This is a genomic window from Pseudomonas sp. MF06569, from assembly GCF_059862735.1.
In genome coordinates this window covers 70,163-86,308 of the sequence record NZ_JCBCUZ010000010.1, presented here as the reverse complement: position 1 = coordinate 86,308, position 16,146 = coordinate 70,163, and the positions used below count along the sequence as shown (strand labels likewise).

General features: G+C 58.3%; 16 protein-coding genes. 7 read left to right on the top strand and 9 right to left on the bottom strand.

Annotated features, from left to right (window positions below; all coding sequences use genetic code 11):
• The first annotated feature begins 18 nt into the window (after positions 1-18).
• Positions 19-1,521 (top strand): ATP-dependent RNA helicase RhlB, encoded by a 1,503-nt coding sequence (rhlB, locus tag AC19YQ_RS12240; RefSeq protein WP_219261661.1) that lies wholly within the window; start codon positions 19-21, stop codon positions 1,519-1,521.
• A gap of 7 nt (positions 1,522-1,528) precedes the next feature.
• Here the strand turns inward: rhlB and moaE are convergent, their stop codons facing one another.
• The 3 genes from moaE to moaC are packed head-to-tail and all read right to left on the bottom strand — an operon-like array spanning position 1,529 to position 2,696.
• A complete protein-coding gene (moaE, locus tag AC19YQ_RS12235; RefSeq protein ID WP_133076298.1) occupies positions 1,529-1,978 on the bottom strand; it encodes a molybdopterin synthase catalytic subunit MoaE in 450 nt (149 codons plus the stop codon).
• A gap of 2 nt (positions 1,979-1,980) precedes the next feature.
• On the bottom strand, positions 1,981-2,226 hold the full coding sequence (locus AC19YQ_RS12230; protein ID WP_326397400.1) for a MoaD/ThiS family protein: 246 nt from the start codon (positions 2,224-2,226) through the stop codon (positions 1,981-1,983).
• Complete coding sequence (moaC, locus tag AC19YQ_RS12225; RefSeq protein ID WP_326397399.1) at positions 2,223-2,696, bottom strand: cyclic pyranopterin monophosphate synthase MoaC; 474 nt, start codon at positions 2,694-2,696, stop codon at positions 2,223-2,225. Before moaC ends, AC19YQ_RS12230 begins: the two co-directional genes overlap by 4 nt.
• 145 nt (positions 2,697-2,841) lie before the next feature.
• On the opposite strand from moaC, the gene AC19YQ_RS12220 reads away from it, so the two are divergent.
• Positions 2,842-3,288 carry a DMT family transporter gene (locus tag AC19YQ_RS12220; RefSeq protein ID WP_133076301.1) on the top strand — a complete coding sequence of 149 codons (447 nt, stop codon included), beginning with the start codon at positions 2,842-2,844 and terminating at the stop codon, positions 3,286-3,288.
• On the opposite strand, the gene AC19YQ_RS12215 is transcribed toward AC19YQ_RS12220, so the two are convergent.
• The 3 genes from AC19YQ_RS12215 to AC19YQ_RS12205 all read right to left on the bottom strand — a co-directional run bounded on the left by AC19YQ_RS12215 (position 3,277) and on the right by AC19YQ_RS12205 (position 7,191).
• A complete protein-coding gene (locus AC19YQ_RS12215; RefSeq protein WP_326397398.1) occupies positions 3,277-4,188 on the bottom strand; it encodes a LysR family transcriptional regulator in 912 nt (303 codons plus the stop codon). The two genes, AC19YQ_RS12220 and AC19YQ_RS12215, sit on opposite strands and share 12 nt — an antisense overlap.
• A 230-nt stretch (positions 4,189-4,418) precedes the next feature.
• A complete protein-coding gene (locus AC19YQ_RS12210; protein WP_133076304.1) occupies positions 4,419-5,813 on the bottom strand; it encodes a PhoH family protein in 1,395 nt (464 codons plus the stop codon).
• Positions 5,814-6,072: 259 nt separating this feature from the next.
• Complete coding sequence (locus tag AC19YQ_RS12205) at positions 6,073-7,191, bottom strand: polysaccharide deacetylase family protein (protein WP_326397396.1); 1,119 nt, start codon at positions 7,189-7,191, stop codon at positions 6,073-6,075.
• A 134-nt stretch (positions 7,192-7,325) separates the two neighbouring features.
• On the opposite strand from AC19YQ_RS12205, the gene yaaA reads away from it, so the two are divergent.
• Positions 7,326-8,105, top strand: a complete 780-nt coding sequence (yaaA, locus tag AC19YQ_RS12200) for a peroxide stress protein YaaA (RefSeq protein WP_326397395.1) — start codon at positions 7,326-7,328, stop codon at positions 8,103-8,105.
• A gap of 48 nt (positions 8,106-8,153) precedes the next feature.
• Here yaaA and AC19YQ_RS12195 read toward each other — a convergent pair whose 3' ends face one another.
• Positions 8,154-11,012: an RHS repeat domain-containing protein gene (locus tag AC19YQ_RS12195; RefSeq protein ID WP_500595190.1), complete on the bottom strand. Its 2,859-nt coding sequence runs from the start codon at positions 11,010-11,012 to the stop codon at positions 8,154-8,156.
• Positions 11,013-11,221: 209 nt separating this feature from the next.
• Here AC19YQ_RS12195 and AC19YQ_RS12190 point away from each other — a divergent pair, with 209 nt between their 5' ends.
• Positions 11,222-11,686, top strand: a complete 465-nt coding sequence (locus tag AC19YQ_RS12190; RefSeq protein WP_133076308.1) for a multidrug transporter — start codon at positions 11,222-11,224, stop codon at positions 11,684-11,686.
• Positions 11,687-11,696: 10 nt separating this feature from the next.
• On the top strand, positions 11,697-12,521 hold the full coding sequence (locus tag AC19YQ_RS12185) for an SDR family oxidoreductase (RefSeq protein WP_326397393.1): 825 nt from the start codon (positions 11,697-11,699) through the stop codon (positions 12,519-12,521).
• A 31-nt stretch (positions 12,522-12,552) separates the two neighbouring features.
• Here AC19YQ_RS12185 and AC19YQ_RS12180 read toward each other — a convergent pair whose 3' ends face one another.
• Positions 12,553-13,437 carry a LysR family transcriptional regulator gene (locus AC19YQ_RS12180; protein WP_500595189.1) on the bottom strand — a complete coding sequence of 295 codons (885 nt, stop codon included), beginning with the start codon at positions 13,435-13,437 and terminating at the stop codon, positions 12,553-12,555.
• Positions 13,438-13,546: 109 nt separating this feature from the next.
• Between AC19YQ_RS12180 and AC19YQ_RS12175 the strand changes: the two genes are divergently transcribed.
• Both AC19YQ_RS12175 and AC19YQ_RS12170 read left to right on the top strand, forming a co-directional pair.
• Positions 13,547-14,770 carry an MFS transporter gene (locus AC19YQ_RS12175; protein WP_326397391.1) on the top strand — a complete coding sequence of 408 codons (1,224 nt, stop codon included), beginning with the start codon at positions 13,547-13,549 and terminating at the stop codon, positions 14,768-14,770.
• Positions 14,771-14,783: 13 nt separating this feature from the next.
• On the top strand, positions 14,784-15,179 hold the full coding sequence (locus tag AC19YQ_RS12170) for a DUF4440 domain-containing protein (protein WP_133076312.1): 396 nt from the start codon (positions 14,784-14,786) through the stop codon (positions 15,177-15,179).
• A 103-nt stretch (positions 15,180-15,282) separates the two neighbouring features.
• Here the strand turns inward: AC19YQ_RS12170 and AC19YQ_RS12165 are convergent, their stop codons facing one another.
• Positions 15,283-16,146, bottom strand: a complete 864-nt coding sequence (locus tag AC19YQ_RS12165; protein ID WP_133076313.1) for an efflux RND transporter periplasmic adaptor subunit — start codon at positions 16,144-16,146, stop codon at positions 15,283-15,285.

The following is a 16,146-nucleotide window of genomic DNA, read 5'->3' as shown; positions in this document are numbered from 1 at the left end:
CCTTAACCAACTGATGAGATGACCGTGCTCAAAGCACTCAAAAAAATATTCGGTAAAAGCGAGGCTGAGCCGCTCGCGCCAGCATCCATCGCACCTGTGAGCAACCCCGGCCCGCGAACCGACGCGCAACAGTCTGGCCGTGCTGCTCCTGCTCCTGTTCCAGCCGCTGCGCCGGTGAGCACTCCTGACGCACAACCTGCTGCTGAACAACCACGCCTCGAAAAACCAAAAGCTGCAAAACCACGGCGTGAAGTAGCGCCCAAGCCACCGGTCATTCCATGGAAACTCGAAGATTTTGCGGTCGAGCCACAAGAAGGCAAAGTCCGGTTCCACGATTTCAAGCTCACCCCCGAGCTGATGCACGCCATTCAAGACCTGGGCTTTCCGTACTGCACGCCGATCCAGGCTGAAGTGCTGGGCTATACCCTGAGCGGTCGCGACGCCATTGGCCGCGCCCAGACCGGTACGGGTAAAACCGCTGCATTCCTGATCTCGATCATCAGCCAGCTGACCCAGACCCCGCCGCCCAAAGAACGTTACATGGGCGAGCCGCGCGCACTGATCATCGCGCCGACCCGCGAGCTGGTGGTGCAAATCGCCAAGGACGCCGCCGACCTGACCAAATACACCGACCTCAACGTCATGACGTTCGTGGGCGGTATGGACTTCGACAAGCAGCTTAAGCAGCTTGAAGCGCGTCATTGCGACATCCTGGTCGCCACGCCGGGCCGCCTGCTGGACTTCAACCAGCGCGGCGAAGTGCATCTGGACATGGTCGAGGTGATGGTGCTCGACGAAGCCGACCGCATGCTGGATATGGGCTTCATCCCGCAAGTACGTCAGATCATTCGTCAAACGCCGCCGAAAGCCGAGCGCCAGACGCTGCTGTTCTCTGCGACCTTTACCGAGGACGTGATGAACCTGGCCAAGCAATGGACCACCGACCCTGCCATCGTCGAAATCGAGGCGGTCAATGTCGCCAGCGACATGGTTGAGCAGCACGTGTATGCCGTTGCCGGTGCCGACAAGTACAAACTGTTGTTCAATCTGGTGAACGACAATGGCTGGGAGCGGGTCATCGTCTTCGCCAACCGCAAGGACGAAGTACGCCGCATTGAGGAACGCCTGGTGCGTGATGGCATCAACGCCGCCCAACTGTCGGGGGACGTGCCGCAGCACAAACGTATCAAGACCCTCGAAGGCTTTCGCGAAGGCAAGATTCGCGTACTGGTGGCCACCGACGTGGCAGGACGCGGGATTCACATTGACGGCATCAGCCATGTGATCAACTTCACCCTGCCCGAAATGCCCGACGACTACGTACACCGCATTGGTCGTACTGGCCGTGCAGGCGCCAGCGGCGTTTCCATCAGCTTTGCCGGTGAGGACGACTCGTATCAACTGCCGTCGATCGAAGCCTTGCTGGGCCGCAAAATCAGCTGCGAAACACCACCGACCGAACTGCTGCGCCCTGTTGTACGGGCCGTGCGCAAGCCCCACGATCCGGCGTCAATCGCCTAGGCAGCGACTACTTCCAGCGATCCGCCGCCGCTTCATCGCTGGCCCGCCCTTCAACCCAGCGCGGGCCGTCATTGGTCTGTTCTTTTTTCCAGAACGGGGCACGGGTCTTCAGGTAGTCCATCACAAATGCACAGGCATCAAATGCCGCCTGGCGATGGGCACTCGCCACACCTACAAACACAATGGGCTCACCCGGCTCCAGCGCTCCCACCCGGTGCAGCACTTCAAGCCTGAGCAAGGGCCAACGCTGCCCGGCCTCATTCATGATGTTGGTCAGCGCCTTTTCAGTCATCCCCGGATAGTGCTCCAGAAACATCCCCGCCACGTCACGCCCGTCATTGAAGTCGCGCACATAACCGACAAAACTCACCACCGCCCCCACGCCCATATCGGCCGCGTGCAACGCGTTGACTTCGGCGCCCGGGTCAAAGGCTGCCGCTTGCACCCGAATCGCCATGTTCAGCCTCCGGTCACAGGCGGAAAGAACGCGACTTCATCGCCATCTGCCACCCCTTCATCCAGCTTGCACAGCTCCTCGTTGCGCGCACACATCAGGTTGGACTCAGCCAATACCTGCCAGGCACCCCCGCGTTGCGTCAGGTGCGCGCGCAACGCGTCGATGGAGGTGAATTCACCTTCCACTGATTCGCCATCCAGCCCCAGGGCTTCACGGTAGCGGGCAAAAAACACCACGTTGAGCTTCATGACAGGTCAGCCTGAAAGTGCCCGCTCGTGCCGCCGAGCTTTTCCAGCACACCCACGTTTTCGATGGTCATGCCGCGATCCACGGCCTTGCACATGTCATAGATCGTCAGTGCCGCAACACTGGCGGCAGTCAGGGCTTCCATCTCGACACCGGTCTGCCCGGACAATTTGCAACGCGCCACGATCAACACGGCATCGCTGCCACGGGCGCTGAGTTCAACCTTGACGCTGGTGAGCATCAGGGGATGGCACAGCGGGATCAAATCCGAGGTTTTCTTCGCCGCCTGTATCCCGGCAATGCGCGCCACCGCGAACACATCACCCTTGGGGTGACCGCCACTGACGATCATTTCCAGGGTTTCAGGGCGCATGCGCACCACCGCTTGTGCCACGGCCTCACGGGAAGTCACTGCTTTATCGGTGACATCGACCATGTTGGCGCGGCCTTGGGAATCTAAGTGTGTCAGCACAGGGGGTACTCCAGACAGGAGACTCGATTGTAAACCCGAGTTTCAGTGGAAGGCCATCGACCCCGCGAATACCGCGCATCAGAACATCGAATTGGCCGCCCACGACCATTCGCCGTACAACGGTTGAAACTCTGGAGAAGCCCTTATGCCACTTTTTATAGCCATTACCCTGAGCCTGCTGGCCGGTGCTGCGGTGCCCCTGCAGGCAGGCAGCAACGCACGACTGGGCCTGATGCTGGGGCATCCCTTTTGGGCCACCGTGATCTCACTGCTGGTGAGTGGTATCGCGATTGCGCTGGTGATGCTGATCGTCAAAGTGCCACGGCCCAACCTCGAGGCCTTGATCACCGGTCCCTGGTGGATCTGGCTGGGCGGGCTGGCCGGGGTGTTTTACATCACGGTGGCTCTGATCACCGTACCGCGACTGGGTGCGCTGAATTTCATCATGGCAGTGGTAGTGGGCCAGCTGATCATTTCACTGCTCATCGATTATTTCGGACTGCTGGGCTTGCCTAAAAACACACCTGGCCTGCAAAAACTGCTCGGGGTCAGCGTGGTCCTGGCAGGGTTTTTCATTGCATCACGGGGCTGAGGGCGGGCTCACCTGCCGGATCAGATCTCGCAGCCAGCGATGGGCCGGGTCTTCATTGAAACGTTGATGCCAGACCTGCACATAGTTGAACGGCGCCACCGTCATGGGCGGCGCCCGCGCTATCAGGGTGTCGCCATATGACAGGTTGTCCAGCGTACGGGTGGCCACCGTGAGAATCAGGTCAGTGTCGGCAATCATCCCTGGCGCCGCGCCCCAATGAGGGACGTTGACCGCAACCCGTCGATGCAGGCCCTGGGCGCGCAATACGTTGTCGACCTCGCCCTGTGTGTTGCCATCCGTCGACACCAACAGATGCGGGCGAGCCAGATAACTCTCCAGATCGAGCACGGCATTGTCCGCAAGCGAGCGACGATCGAGCAGGCACGTGAAGGTTTCTTCAAACAGCACATCGCTGGAAACATCCGCCGGCAACCCCGCAAAAACCCCCAGGGCCAGGTCGATCTTGCCTTGTTCGATCTGCTCCAGCATGCCCAGGCGGCTGTCCTGGACCACCACAAGCGAGGTATCAGGGGCCTTGGCCCGCAATTGCACCAGCAATTTTGGCAACACAATAGCGGCGCCGTAATCGGACATCGCCACGCGAAAGGTGCGCTGTGAGTCGGCGGGCACAAAATCGATGGACTGGCCGAGCAGCGCTTCGATCTGTCCAAGGATCGCCTTGAGCGGTGCCTGAAGATTTTGCGCCAACGCGCTCAGCACCACGTCGTTGCCCTGACGAATCAACAACGGGTCATCGAGCAACACCCTGAGTTTGCTCAGCGAATGACTGATGGCTGGCTGACTCAGGTGCAAACGGACACCGGTGCGGGTCACGTGTTTTTCCGTGAGCAGCGCATCGAGCACCACCAGCAGATTCAAATCAATATTGCGCAGTAACACCCCGACGCTCCTGTCTTGGTCAACTCCAGGGCAGCGCGGCATTACCAGATTCAACAAGACCCAAGGGCCCGGCGCGCAACCTCCGCCAGCTTACCTTACAAAACCGGGTTACCAGACATGTAGCCAAAACAACGGCGGGAGCGGGCTTGCTCGCGATGAAGACGGCGCGGTGCAATCTGAAACACCGCGCCACTTTCATCGCGAGCAAGCCCGCTCCCACCTTCAAACGGTTACAAATGAGATTCGGCGTATTCGGCCAGAATCGAACGTGGCACCCCTTGCAGCGCGATGTGCACGCCGTTGGGGAAGTCTTTGAAACGCTCCGTCAGGTAGGTCAGCCCCGAACTGGTGGCTGACAGGTACGGTGTATCGATCTGTGCCAGGTTGCCCAGGCACACCACTTTGGAACCGGCGCCCGCACGGGTGATGATGGTTTTCATCTGGTGCGGTGTCAGGTTTTGACACTCATCGATCAAAATCAGGCTTTGCTGGAAGCTGCGACCGCGAATGTAGTTCAGGGATTTGAACTGCAACGGCACTTTACTCAGGATGTAGTCGACGCTGCCGTGGGTGTTTTCGTCATCCATGTGCAGAGCTTCGAGGTTGTCGGTAATGGCCCCCAGCCAAGGTTCCATTTTCTCGGCTTCGGTGCCTGGCAAAAAGCCGATTTCCTGATCCAGGCCCTGCACGCTGCGGGTACAGATAATCCGCCGGTAGCGCTTGCTGACCATGGTTTGTTCAATCGCCGCCGCCAGCGCCAGGATGGTCTTGCCCGAACCCGCCGCACCCGACAGGTTGACCAGATGAATATCCGGGTCAAGCAAGGCAAACAGCGCCAGCCCCTGGTAAATATCCCGTGGTTTCAAACCCCAGGCTTCCTGATGCAGCAACGGCTCCTGATGCATGTCCAGAATCAGCAACTGGTCCTTGCGCACCTCTTTGATCCAGCCGACAAAGCCCTGCTCATCGATGATGAATTCATTGATATGCACCGCCGGCAGGTTTTCGTTCATCTGCACCTGATGCCAGGTACGGCCATGCCCCTGACGGGTTTCGACTTTGTTGACCCGGTCCCAGAAAGAGCCGGTCATGGTGTGATAACCGCGCGACAACATCGACACGTCGTCAACCAGTTGGTCGGTGCTGTAATCCTCGGACTCGATCCCGCAGGCCCGGGCCTTGAGGCGCATGTTGATGTCTTTGGTGACCAGCACCACGCGCAACTTCGGCTCACGGGCGTGCAGGTCAATCAACTGGTTGATGATGATGTTGTCGTTGAGGTTTTCAGGCAACAGCGCGTTGGGTTCCCGGCGCTTGCTCATCATGATCGACAGAAAGCCCTTGGGTGCGCCTTTGCCTCGCTGGATCGGCACACCCTTTTCGACATCCTCAGGGCTGGCAACCCCCAGCAACTGGTCAATCAAACGGATGGCCTGACGGCACTCGGCTGCCACCAGTAACTTGCCGGTCTTGAGCTTGTCGAGTTCTTCGAGCACCGTCATCGGGATCGCGACGTGGTGTTCCTCGAAGTTAAGCAGTGCGTTTGGATCGTGAATCAGAACATTGGTATCGAGTACATAAAGGATTGGCTGGTTGGAAGAAGGAGTGCGTCCGTGATCATCCATACTCGGTCACCTTTGTGGGAGCCAGTCGACGCAATACCACAACAGTGCTGCGCCTCGAAGTGACTGCCGTATACCCTGCCCGATGGGTCTTGGAAGACGCCACCTGTGTCGCAGGTTTCGGCCGTCTGTCTTCGTAATACTCCTAAATGTGTGACAAAAAAAAGCTTTTTTAGCGATAACACACTTTATTTTTTTGAGTGACGAATCGCCTTGGCGAATGCCTTAAGCAGGGCTAAAGTCATATATTAACTGCATGTTTCTACAGCACTTCGCAGTCTTCCCAACCCAGCCCGCTCTGTGCCGTCGCCTTGAGTAACCAGGGCAACGCGGTACGAATTTTGTCTTGGGTGTCGTGAAACTTGATCACGCCATGACGCCACAGCAGCATCAGACTCAACACCCGCTGTGCCGACTCCTCGCCACTCAGGTTGGCCGCCATGTCCTGGGCATCAATATCCCACAGCGACACCTGCAAGCCCTGCCTCTGGAAAAACGCCCCGCTATCTGCCCGCCGCTGCCCGTAGGGCGGGCGAAACTGTGCCAGATAGTTGTGCGGCACAACCTGCTTGACCAGGTCAACGCTGCGTAAAATCGAGTCCTGCCACTCTTGCCAATGACTGTGGGAGCGATACTCCCAGCCCTGCACACCCACGCACTGCCCCTTGTACAGTGCTTGCAGCGCCCGCTCACCGCCTTTGTCCAGTCGTACTTGCAGGCTGTTACCCAACACAAAAAACCTCGCACTCAGGGACTGCTTGCGCAAGTAGTCGGTCAACCAGTCGGTGGTACCCGGCAATTGGGAGGGACCACTGTCGAAGGTCAGTACAAACAGCCGATCATGCATCCCGACGCCGTTACTTTCCTGCTCGCCGAACAGCTCGATTTCACTGCTGATTTGCGGGAACAGCGCGGCCTTGCGCAGTTGCTCATCCAGATAACGCCGGTGAAACTCACGGCTTGGCTCAGCCCAGGCCGCATAAAACGAGTCATCGGCCACTGCAAACTTGCCCGCCTGCTCGCGCAAGCTGTCCATGCCGTCAACGTAATAGCAAAACGAGGCATCCTGATCACAGCTTTGCTGGGCAACGTTGTAGTTGGCCAACAGCCGCTGCCACATCCGCTTGCGCACATGATTGATGGCATCCTGGTTGATGTTTTTCAGACCCAGGCGCTGTTTCAGTGCGTTTTCATCCAGCACCTCGCTGGCCAGCAAGGCATGGGCGAAGGCAAGAATTTCGGCCCTTGAGGCCACATCGAACAAGGCCGGGCTGATCAACTGCTCGGGCCAGGCGCTGCGACCCAGCGTCGCCGGTTCATTGGGTGCTGCAACAGCCCCCAGGCACACCAGCCAGGCCGAGAAAAAAAGAGCAATGCGCACGGGTCAATCTCCCTGTGAAAACTGGCAGCACTATAGCGGCTACAGGATTTTGTATTTGCCCTCTATCAACGTCATAGGTGGAGTCAAACCGCCCAACCCCCTAGAATCCCCCGACGCTTAAAGGAGACGAACTCATGCTGATGGTGATTTCACCCGCTAAAACCCTCGATTACGAAACGCCGCCCGCCACAGCACGTTTCACCCAGCCACAGTATCTGGACCACTCCCAGGAACTGATCGAACAATTGCGCGAACTGAGCCCGCAACAGATTGGCGAGCTGATGCACTTGTCCGACAAGCTTTCGGGCCTCAATGCGGCGCGCTTCGGCAGCTGGACTCCCGCCTTCACCCCCGAAAATGCCAAGCAGGCACTGCTGGCCTTCAAGGGTGATGTGTACACCGGCCTCAATGCCGTCGACTTCAGCGAAGCGGATTTTGACTACGCGCAAACCCATCTGCGCATGCTCTCCGGGCTGTATGGCCTGCTGCGCCCGCTGGACCTGATGATGCCGTATCGCCTGGAGATGGGCACCAAGCTGGCCAATGCCCGGGGCAAGGATTTGTACGCGTTCTGGGGCACGCAAATCAGCGAATGGCTCAACGAGGCCCTGGCCGAACAGGCCGATGACGTCGTGCTCAACCTGGCGTCCAACGAGTATTTCTCGGCGGTCAAAAAGTCGGCTTTGAACGCACGCATCATCAATACCGAGTTCAAGGATCTGAAAAACGGCCAGCACAAGATCATCAGCTTTTATGCGAAAAAAGCCCGCGGCATGATGAGCCGGTTTGTGATCAAGGAGCGCATCAACAACCCGGATCACCTCAAGCAGTTCGATGAGCAGGGCTATCGCTTTAGCGCTGAACAGTCCAGGCCTGATCTGTTGGTGTTTTTGCGCGACCACGCCCCACAATGACGGACGCGGTGCAGCCAGCCAATGCTGACTGCACCCGCCTCACTGACGTCACTGCAAACCGTAGTGAACATTCATGTAACTTGAGTAATGTTTCATGCGGTCATTCACATAACTGGCAGGCAAGTTATTGAATACTTTTTCCTTGCCCGACTTCATGTACAACATGCCCCGATATTTATCTTCAATTGAAAACAACTGTTCAAAGAGCGGCGACTTGCCTGTTCGGCTCCGGGCTTTGGCGTTGTCATCATATTCCTTGATTAGTTTTCTACGCTTATCGCTGACACCTCCCGTGATCGCTAACACAGGGAACGACATTTCGCTGTTGCCCCTCAATGTTGCATCATCCAATCGAAACGCAGGATCTGCGTCCCTGCCTGCTGTTTCTGCCGTATTGCCTATTCTGAATTCCCCGACATCGGCGGTATGCACCATGGGAAAGTTTGGCCACGGATCAACAATCACCAGTTTTTCATCGCTCATCTGGCGACGGTCGCCGATCACCACAAAAGCATGATCAACGCCCTGAGCATTAACGCGAAATACCGGTTGCTCGGTTTTGGTGCTGGCCAGCAGGCTAAAGGCAATTTCCGAGTGTTCACCGCAATTACCGGTCCGGCATTGAATATAAGCGCTCGTACCCTGTTTAAACTGACGCTGCTGGAGAAAGTCTGCCGGATCCCTACGTGATCGCCACAAATCAACAAATTGATTGGGCGAACCTTCAATCAACAGGGTTTTAGTGATCAGGTTAGTCGCATGCCCCTGTTTGAAAGAGTTGTACATTTCAGAACTCAACTCTCGTGTCTTGCTGCTGGGTTTTACTTCGCCCCGACCGGCATCATGTACCTTCCAGGCAGGCTTGACCTGCGGCCCCTCAAGGTCGATCGCTTTCTTTTGCTCTTTGGTCAAGTTACTGACGTCAATGCGTACGGCACCATCACCGTCCATGAAGGTTATCGGGTTGCCTCCAACAAACGCATAGATATTAGGCCCATCCAGATAACCCTTGGGATCAGGGTTGACCCATCGCTGTAGCCAGGGCATGTAATAGCGAAGCCCGTAATAATAAAGCCCCGTTGCATCCCGCTCCTTGCCCGAGTAACACAACGTGCGATAGCTGCTTTCGCTCGAATCTCCTCTCTCACTGAACGCCGTGGTGCCAAACGGATGATAGGTTTCGCGACTGACTACCTTGGCCTGGCTGTCCAGTTCAAGGGTGCAAGAGCCCAGAAGATCGCCAAGAGAGTAGCGATATTGTCGATTGGCTAGCCCTTTGGGGGGTGAGTCTTTCCAGTGCAACACCTGCACACTGTTGCGACCCGCCTGCGCGCTGATCACGTACAAGGTTTCGCCGGTGGCGTTGTTGATGCGAACTTCCAGCCCCGGCAGATAGCGAGTCTCGCTGATGACGGTACGGACATTGGTTTGTACCGAACGGATCTTGCGCTGACGCAAGCCGTCAACATCGTAAATATAATGCTCGCGGTCATCGAGTCCCGACTCGCGCTCAACCGGTCTGACTTCGCTTAGCTGATTGCGCAGATTCCACCCCAGAGCCCGCGCATTATCCAGAGATCGCAGATTGCCGCACGGATCAAAACCTACCTCAATCTCGTCTTGCGTGGGTGCCTGTCCATTGTGTTCGGCCAGGCACCGATTGCTGTATTTTCCAGCCGTCAGCACGCGCCCATGCCTTTGCGGCCCCTGGTGAACCAGTTCCAGTAAATTGCCTCCCCCGTCGTAACGGTAGGCTTGATGGTATGAGGCCACTGCCTGAGGATCCGCAATCTGGTCTGGCCCACGGTTGTCACTTCCGGCCTCCCACCCCGTGGCCTCGACCAGTTGGTAAAGGCTGTCGTAGGTGTAGTGGTTGATCGGCTCGATGCGCTGGTTGGCGAAATGACGAACCGCCAAGGCCTTGTCCTCGATACTCAGGATATTGCCGACCGGGTCATGGACGTAGTTCAAATCCTGCAAGGGTTGTTGCTGTGGCAGGCTGGCGTACAGACGTAAAAGCCGGCCTGTTCGAGGCGCGTAATCAAACAGGCTGACAACACCATTGCCAGCGGTTTGACCCGTGACCTCACCTTGGGCGTTGTAATGAATATCGCGCACCAGCACTTTCGGCTCGGCCTCCTTGAGGCGCAACCGGGTCTGGCGCAGTTGACCGTCCACGTTGTGATCAAACTGCTGCTGGTTGCCCTGGGCATCGGTTTGCATCACAAGCTCACCCAAGGCGTTGAAGACCATCTGCGTGGTGGCGCCCTCCCCGGACTCAAGCAGCTCATCGCGATCACTCAGTGGCTCTGGCCAGTGCGGCGGCTCCAGCGCCCGCAAAAAATACTGTTGTTGTGCAAGCAACGCCCCTTTGATTGAGAAGTGACTGAAATGACAGGTGCCTGCCGGGCTATCGAGGCGGATTACCTGGCCATACTGGTTACGCCCGGCAAAAGCCCCATCCGCCGCGCCGTACACGTAACGCGCAATGCAGGATTCAGAGCTGTTCAACGCCTGTTCAAAAACAGCCGTGGGACGCAGCAATTCGTCGTACTCGACCTTTTGCTGACTCCAGCGCCCGTCCCAACTGTGCAGCACCTGCCCGAGCTCACCGGTCAGATTGACCCGCACACCGGCATCCACGCTGCGCGAGGTCAACAGCACTCCCGACAGGGAATACATATTCTCAAGGTTGCTCGGGGTCGATGGATCCTCTGCCCGCAACGCCCATAACCGCGGATCCCATTGCGCCGCAGCCCTGCCCACTGCATCGAACTTGATTCGACTGACACGCGCCTCCGCAACCGTGCTGCTGGCAGCACTGCAATAAGCGACCGAGCGCACCGTCCGGCCTTGCGGGTCCGAAACAGCCAGGGTGGGCGTATAACGATCCTGATCCAACATCATCACTACTCGCAGGCGGGAAGTTATCGATAGTTAATCCTCGGGGCTGCCGCGCTGCGACTGTCAACTATGACAGTTACGACTAACGGCATTGCCCCGGCTCAGGTAAGGTTGTGAGTTAAATCGTCCGTAAACCCGGGCCTGGGCCTAAACTGGGTAGTGAGCCTGGGCGAATCCGCTACGCGTCCACAGTCGTATAACGAGACCTTGCAATGCTTATCGGCGTGTTACTGATCATCACCTGGCTTGTCCTGCTGCTGCGCTATCCGGCCAAGGCCTTGCCGGTTTCGTTGGCGGCAGTGTTCGGGCTTGCGGTAGTCGCAGCCTCGGTAGCGTGGCTGGACAGCCGCGAAAATGCGCAACTGGCACGCCTGGAGCTGCGTATCGTCTATGACCCCGCGCAATGCCCGGCAGACCGGCCATTGCAGCTGACCCTGAAAAACAGCAATGACGTACCACTGGTCGAACTCGGCTGGCGCATTGCTGCCTATGCTCCGGGCGATACCGTCAACCTTGCCGACAACCTCTATACCGCCCCTCGCTACCGCGGCCCCGGAGAACTGCAGGCGGGTGCAAGCTGGCAGGATTGCTTGCCGATGCCGCCCCTGCGTGCCGGTTATCGTCCACAAACCCTGGAATTCCGGGCCGAACGCCTGCAGGGCAGTTTTTCCAACTAAGGATTTTTCCATGCTGCGTGTTTTGATCACCGGTTGCTCCAGTGGTATTGGTCGCGCCCTGGCCGACGCCTTCAAGGCAGCGGGTCATGAGGTGTGGGCCAGCGCCCGCAAGCCTGAAGATGTGGCCCTACTGGCAGCGGCGGGATTTAACGCGGTCCTGCTGGACGTGAACGCCCCTCAGGCGCTGGCACAGCTGGCAGAACGCCTGACACGAGACGGTGGCGGGCTGGACGTACTGATCAATAACGCAGGTTTCGGCGCCATGGGTCCGTTGCTCGATGGCGGCGTCGAGGGCTTGCAACAGCAGTTTGAAACCAATGTGTTTTCAGTGGTCGGTGTCACCCGTGCCCTGTTTGCGGCGCTACGCCGCAGCAAGGGCCTGGTGGTCAATATCGGCAGTGTCTCCGGTGTACTGGTGACCCCATTTGCGGGAGCCTATTGCGCCTCAAAAGCCGCCGTTCATGCATTGAGCGATGCTCTGCGCATGGAGCTGGCACCTTTTGCCATTCGCGTACTGGAAGTGCAGCCTGGCGCTATCGACACCCACTTTGCCAAAAATGCCAGTGCCCAGGCCGAACAGTTAATCGACCAGCAGTCCGCCTGGTGGCCCGTGCGTGAGGGTATTCGCGCCCGGGCAAAAGCCTCGCAAGACAACCCCACCCCGGTAACAGACTTCGCTCAAGCGGTGCTCAAGGCCGTACAAAAACCTTCCCCGCCGATAGTGCTGCGTTACGGCAATGGCAGCCGTGCCATGCCGTTGCTGGCGGCACTGGTGCCCCGCAGGCTGCTGCACAAAATCCTGATGAAACGCTTTGGGCTGAACGCATCGTTGTGATGTCCAGGCACTTGTGGGAGCGAAACCACGTTCACGTATGGGCCTTCATGAAATCGATAAATACCCGCACTTTCAGCGGTAGATGACGGGTGTCAGGGTAAAGCGCATAAACCCCCTGGCGGGTCAGTTGCCAGCCGGGCAGCAGCCGCACCAGTCGCCCGGCCCGCAAGTCCTCCTCGACCAGCCAGTCGGGCAAGATCGCCACACCCTGCCCCGTCAAGGCAAAAGCCTGCAGTACCGATGAGTTTTGCGCTTTGATCCGCGCCCGCGAAGGGTTGGGCTGGTAAGGCCTGACCAGGCCACTGCTCAACTCGGTAATGTTCAATTCCCCTACCCGACCATGCTCCAGCCACGGCGTTTGCTCCAGGGCCTGCACGCTGTTGATGGGCGCCACGCTGGCGACAAAGGACGGGGACGCCACGGGCACAATCTCGAACGTACTCAACTGCACGGCACGATGACTGGAATCAAGAACCCGGCCCAGTCTCAAGGCCACATCGAAACGCTCCGAGATCAGATCCGCGTGGGTCGACGATGTCGACAAATGCACATTGAGATCGGGGTGCACGGTGCGAAACAGCTCAAGCGCCGGCACGACCTTGGCCAGCGCATACTCCACCGTGGTGGTGATACGCAGGGTGCCCTTGAGTTGGGTGTGTTCGCTGCGGGCTTCGTCAATCGCCAGCCTGGCCGCCTGCAGCATGCTCAGGCAATGCACATAAAAACGCTCACCGGCCTCGGTGAGGGCCAGCCTTCGGGTGTTGCGCGTCAGCAAGGTCACACCCAGTTCGGCCTCGAGCCGCTTGATATTGAAACTGACCACAGCACGGGTTTGTCCCAGCAGATCTGCGGCCGCCGTCAGAGAACCAGCCTCGACAACGGCTTTGAAGGTGTCGAATCGATCGAGGCTAACCATGCAACATTCCACCTATTGTCAAAATATTTTTGACAATCTAGCAGCGAGCGGACGGTTCCTCCACACGCAAAAGCTGCTTACTGTGCGGCCTCCAGTCAAGGAGCCGACCATGGCCTACCGCAACAAAATCGCAGGGGTGTATCTACTGGGCTTTGCGCTGGACCTGGTCAACATGTTCGCCGCCTCGATTGCCTACCCGGACATCAGCCAGGAGCTGCAGGCTTCAGTCACTCAGCTGGCGTGGATCGGCAATGCCTACATGCTCGGGCTGATCCTGATCATCGTGCCCAGTGTCTGGCTGACACAGCGGGTGGGGGAAAAACGCCTGATCGTACTTTCCCTGCTGCTGTTCAGTGTGGCGTCGTGGTGCGTGGCCCGGGCGGCTTCGATCGAGGCACTGATTGGCTGGCGCCTGCTTCAGGGGCTCGGTGGCGGACTGCTGATACCGGTCGGTCAGGCCATGGCCTATCGGCACTTTCCGATCCGTGACCGGGCGCGCCTGACCTCGGTGATCTTGCTGGTAGCCCTGCTGGTGCCCGCACTCTCGCCAGCTCTGGGGGGCTGGATGGTCGAAGCGATGTCCTGGCGCTGGGTGTTTTACGCCAATCTGCCGCTGGCCCTGCTCACCCTGCTGCTGGCCGGTTATTGGCTAAAATCCGAACCACGCCTGCAAAACCCGCCTCCTCTGGATTATCAACGAGTACGGGCGGGCGCCATCGGCATGGGCCGCTTGCTCAAAGGCCCGTTGCTGCAAGTGGCGATGCTTGCCTATCTGTTTATTCCCGGCATTTTTATCGGCACGCAACTGGTGAGTATTTTGTATTTGCACCAACTGGGTTTCAGCGCCACGCAAACCGGTGCGCTGATGCTGCCCTGGGCGCTGGCGTCGGCGCTGGGCATTACATTGAGCCGTTACCAGTTCAACCGCCTTGGCCCCAAACCCTTGTTGCTGCTGGGCATGAGCGCACAAGCCGTGGGCATTGCCCTGTTGATCCAGATCGATGCTTCCAGCACCTGGCTGCCAATGGCGCTGTACGCACTGATGGGATTTGGCGGCAGCCTGAGCAGCAGTACCGCGCAGAACACGGCATTTATCGACATCTCGCCCGAGCACATGGGTCATGCCAGCGCACTCTTCAATATCAACCGTCAGTTGAGTTTTCTGCTTGGCCCGGCGCTGATGATGGTCCTGTTTGGTGCATTGACCGTGATCACCTCGACGCACCACGCCTTTGCCCTATGCTTTGCCATCGGGTGCGCATTGACGCTGGTGCCGCTTATTCCCGTTCTACGCCTCGATACACCCCGCGTGCTTGCCTTGCTCGCACCCTGACCTGGAGATCCTGATGACTGATTATGCGAGCTACTTCGACCTTGTAACCGAAACCCACGTCGAGATTGAAGGCTGGTTTTCCGGGCTGGAGCCCGGCGTGTTGCCAGTTCTACTGGGACGTTTTTCGCCGCAGTTTTCGATGATTGCACCCAGCGGCACAGTGCTGGATATCGATGGCGTTGAAGCACTGTTTGAACAACTGCGCGGTGCGCGCCCGGGCCTGAACATCACCCTAAGCGAGTTCAAGGGTATTGCCCTGCACGCGGGCGGTGCAGTGGTCAGTTACCGCGAGCTGCAGGAAGAGCATAACGGCAACCGCACCGACCGCCGCGCCACCGTGGTATTTGAGAAAGACGCCAGCGGCAAGGTACTGTGGCGGCATTTGCACGAGACGTTTTGCGCGGTTTGAACCCCGGTCTCGATCGTGTGGGAGCGGGCTTGCTCGCGATGCAGTCACTGCGCAGTTTCAGTTAAACGGCGTCGTGGCCATCGCGGGCAAGCCCGCTCCCACATTACTCGGCCTTGCCCTGATCCACGATCACCGTACACGTCGTACCCGCTGCCAGCAGGAAACCTTCCGGGATTTCATCGATGTGGATGCGCACCGGCACCCGCTGCGCCAGGCGCACCCAGTTGAACGTAGGGTTTACGTCCGCCACCAGTTCACGGCTCTCGGGGTTGTCGCGGTCGTAGATGCCGCGGGAGATGCTCTCGACGTGGCCTTTCAACACTTCACCGCTCATCATTTGCAGATCGGCTTTGTCGCCCACGCGGATGTGCGGCAGCTTGGTTTCTTCAAAAAAGCCATACACCCAGAACGAATCCTGGTCGATCACGGCCATTTTCGGATCCCCAACCCGTGCATAGTCACCGCGATGCACATTGAGGTTAGTCACGTAGCCGTCGACGGTGGCCAACACTTTGGTGCGCTTGAGATCGAGCTGCGCAGCGTCCAGTTGAGCCAGGGCGTGCTGATAATCGGCCAGGGCCGAGTCGGCGATGTTGCTGGCGTCGTCACGGTTTTCGCGGGAGATCACCAGACTGTCCATGTCGGCCCGGCGATGGGCGTTGACCTTGCGCATTTCCCAGGTCGCCTTGCGGGATGCCACCAGGGACTGTGCCTGCCTGACCACGATCTGGTAATGCTCGGGGTCGATTTCCAGCAGCACGTCGCCCTTTTTCACCCACTGGTTATCCTTGACCGGCACGCCGACCACATAGCCGTTGACGTCGGCCGCAACGTTGATGATATCGGCCCGCACCCGTCCATCACGGGTCCACGGGGTGTTCATGTAATGTTCCCACAGGGTTCGGCCGATCCATATCGCAAGGGCCAAAACCAGCAAGGTGGCGAGCAGGCTGAAGAACTTTTTCAT

Bases quoted from the DNA above. Each gene is read 5' to 3' on its own strand.
- AC19YQ_RS12180 (WP_500595189.1), bottom strand. From the start codon at position 13,437: ATGGTTAGCCTCGATCGATTCGACACCTTCAAAGCCGTTGTCGAGGCT.
- AC19YQ_RS12175 (WP_326397391.1), top strand. From the start codon at position 13,547: ATGGCCTACCGCAACAAAATCGCAGGGGTGTATCTACTGGGCTTTGCG.
- AC19YQ_RS12220 (WP_133076301.1), top strand. From the start codon at position 2,842: ATGCCACTTTTTATAGCCATTACCCTGAGCCTGCTGGCCGGTGCTGCG.
- AC19YQ_RS12230 (WP_326397400.1), bottom strand. From the start codon at position 2,226: ATGAAGCTCAACGTGGTGTTTTTTGCCCGCTACCGTGAAGCCCTGGGG.
- AC19YQ_RS12210 (WP_133076304.1), bottom strand. From the start codon at position 5,813: ATGGATGATCACGGACGCACTCCTTCTTCCAACCAGCCAATCCTTTAT.
- AC19YQ_RS12165 (WP_133076313.1), bottom strand. From the start codon at position 16,146: ATGAAAAAGTTCTTCAGCCTGCTCGCCACCTTGCTGGTTTTGGCCCTT.
- AC19YQ_RS12195 (WP_500595190.1), bottom strand. From the start codon at position 11,012: ATGATGTTGGATCAGGATCGTTATACGCCCACCCTGGCTGTTTCGGAC.
- moaE (WP_133076298.1), bottom strand. From the start codon at position 1,978: ATGGCGATTCGGGTGCAAGCGGCAGCCTTTGACCCGGGCGCCGAAGTC.
- AC19YQ_RS12170 (WP_133076312.1), top strand. From the start codon at position 14,784: ATGACTGATTATGCGAGCTACTTCGACCTTGTAACCGAAACCCACGTC.
- rhlB (WP_219261661.1), top strand. From the start codon at position 19: ATGACCGTGCTCAAAGCACTCAAAAAAATATTCGGTAAAAGCGAGGCT.
- AC19YQ_RS12190 (WP_133076308.1), top strand. From the start codon at position 11,222: ATGCTTATCGGCGTGTTACTGATCATCACCTGGCTTGTCCTGCTGCTG.
- yaaA (WP_326397395.1), top strand. From the start codon at position 7,326: ATGCTGATGGTGATTTCACCCGCTAAAACCCTCGATTACGAAACGCCG.
- AC19YQ_RS12185 (WP_326397393.1), top strand. From the start codon at position 11,697: ATGCTGCGTGTTTTGATCACCGGTTGCTCCAGTGGTATTGGTCGCGCC.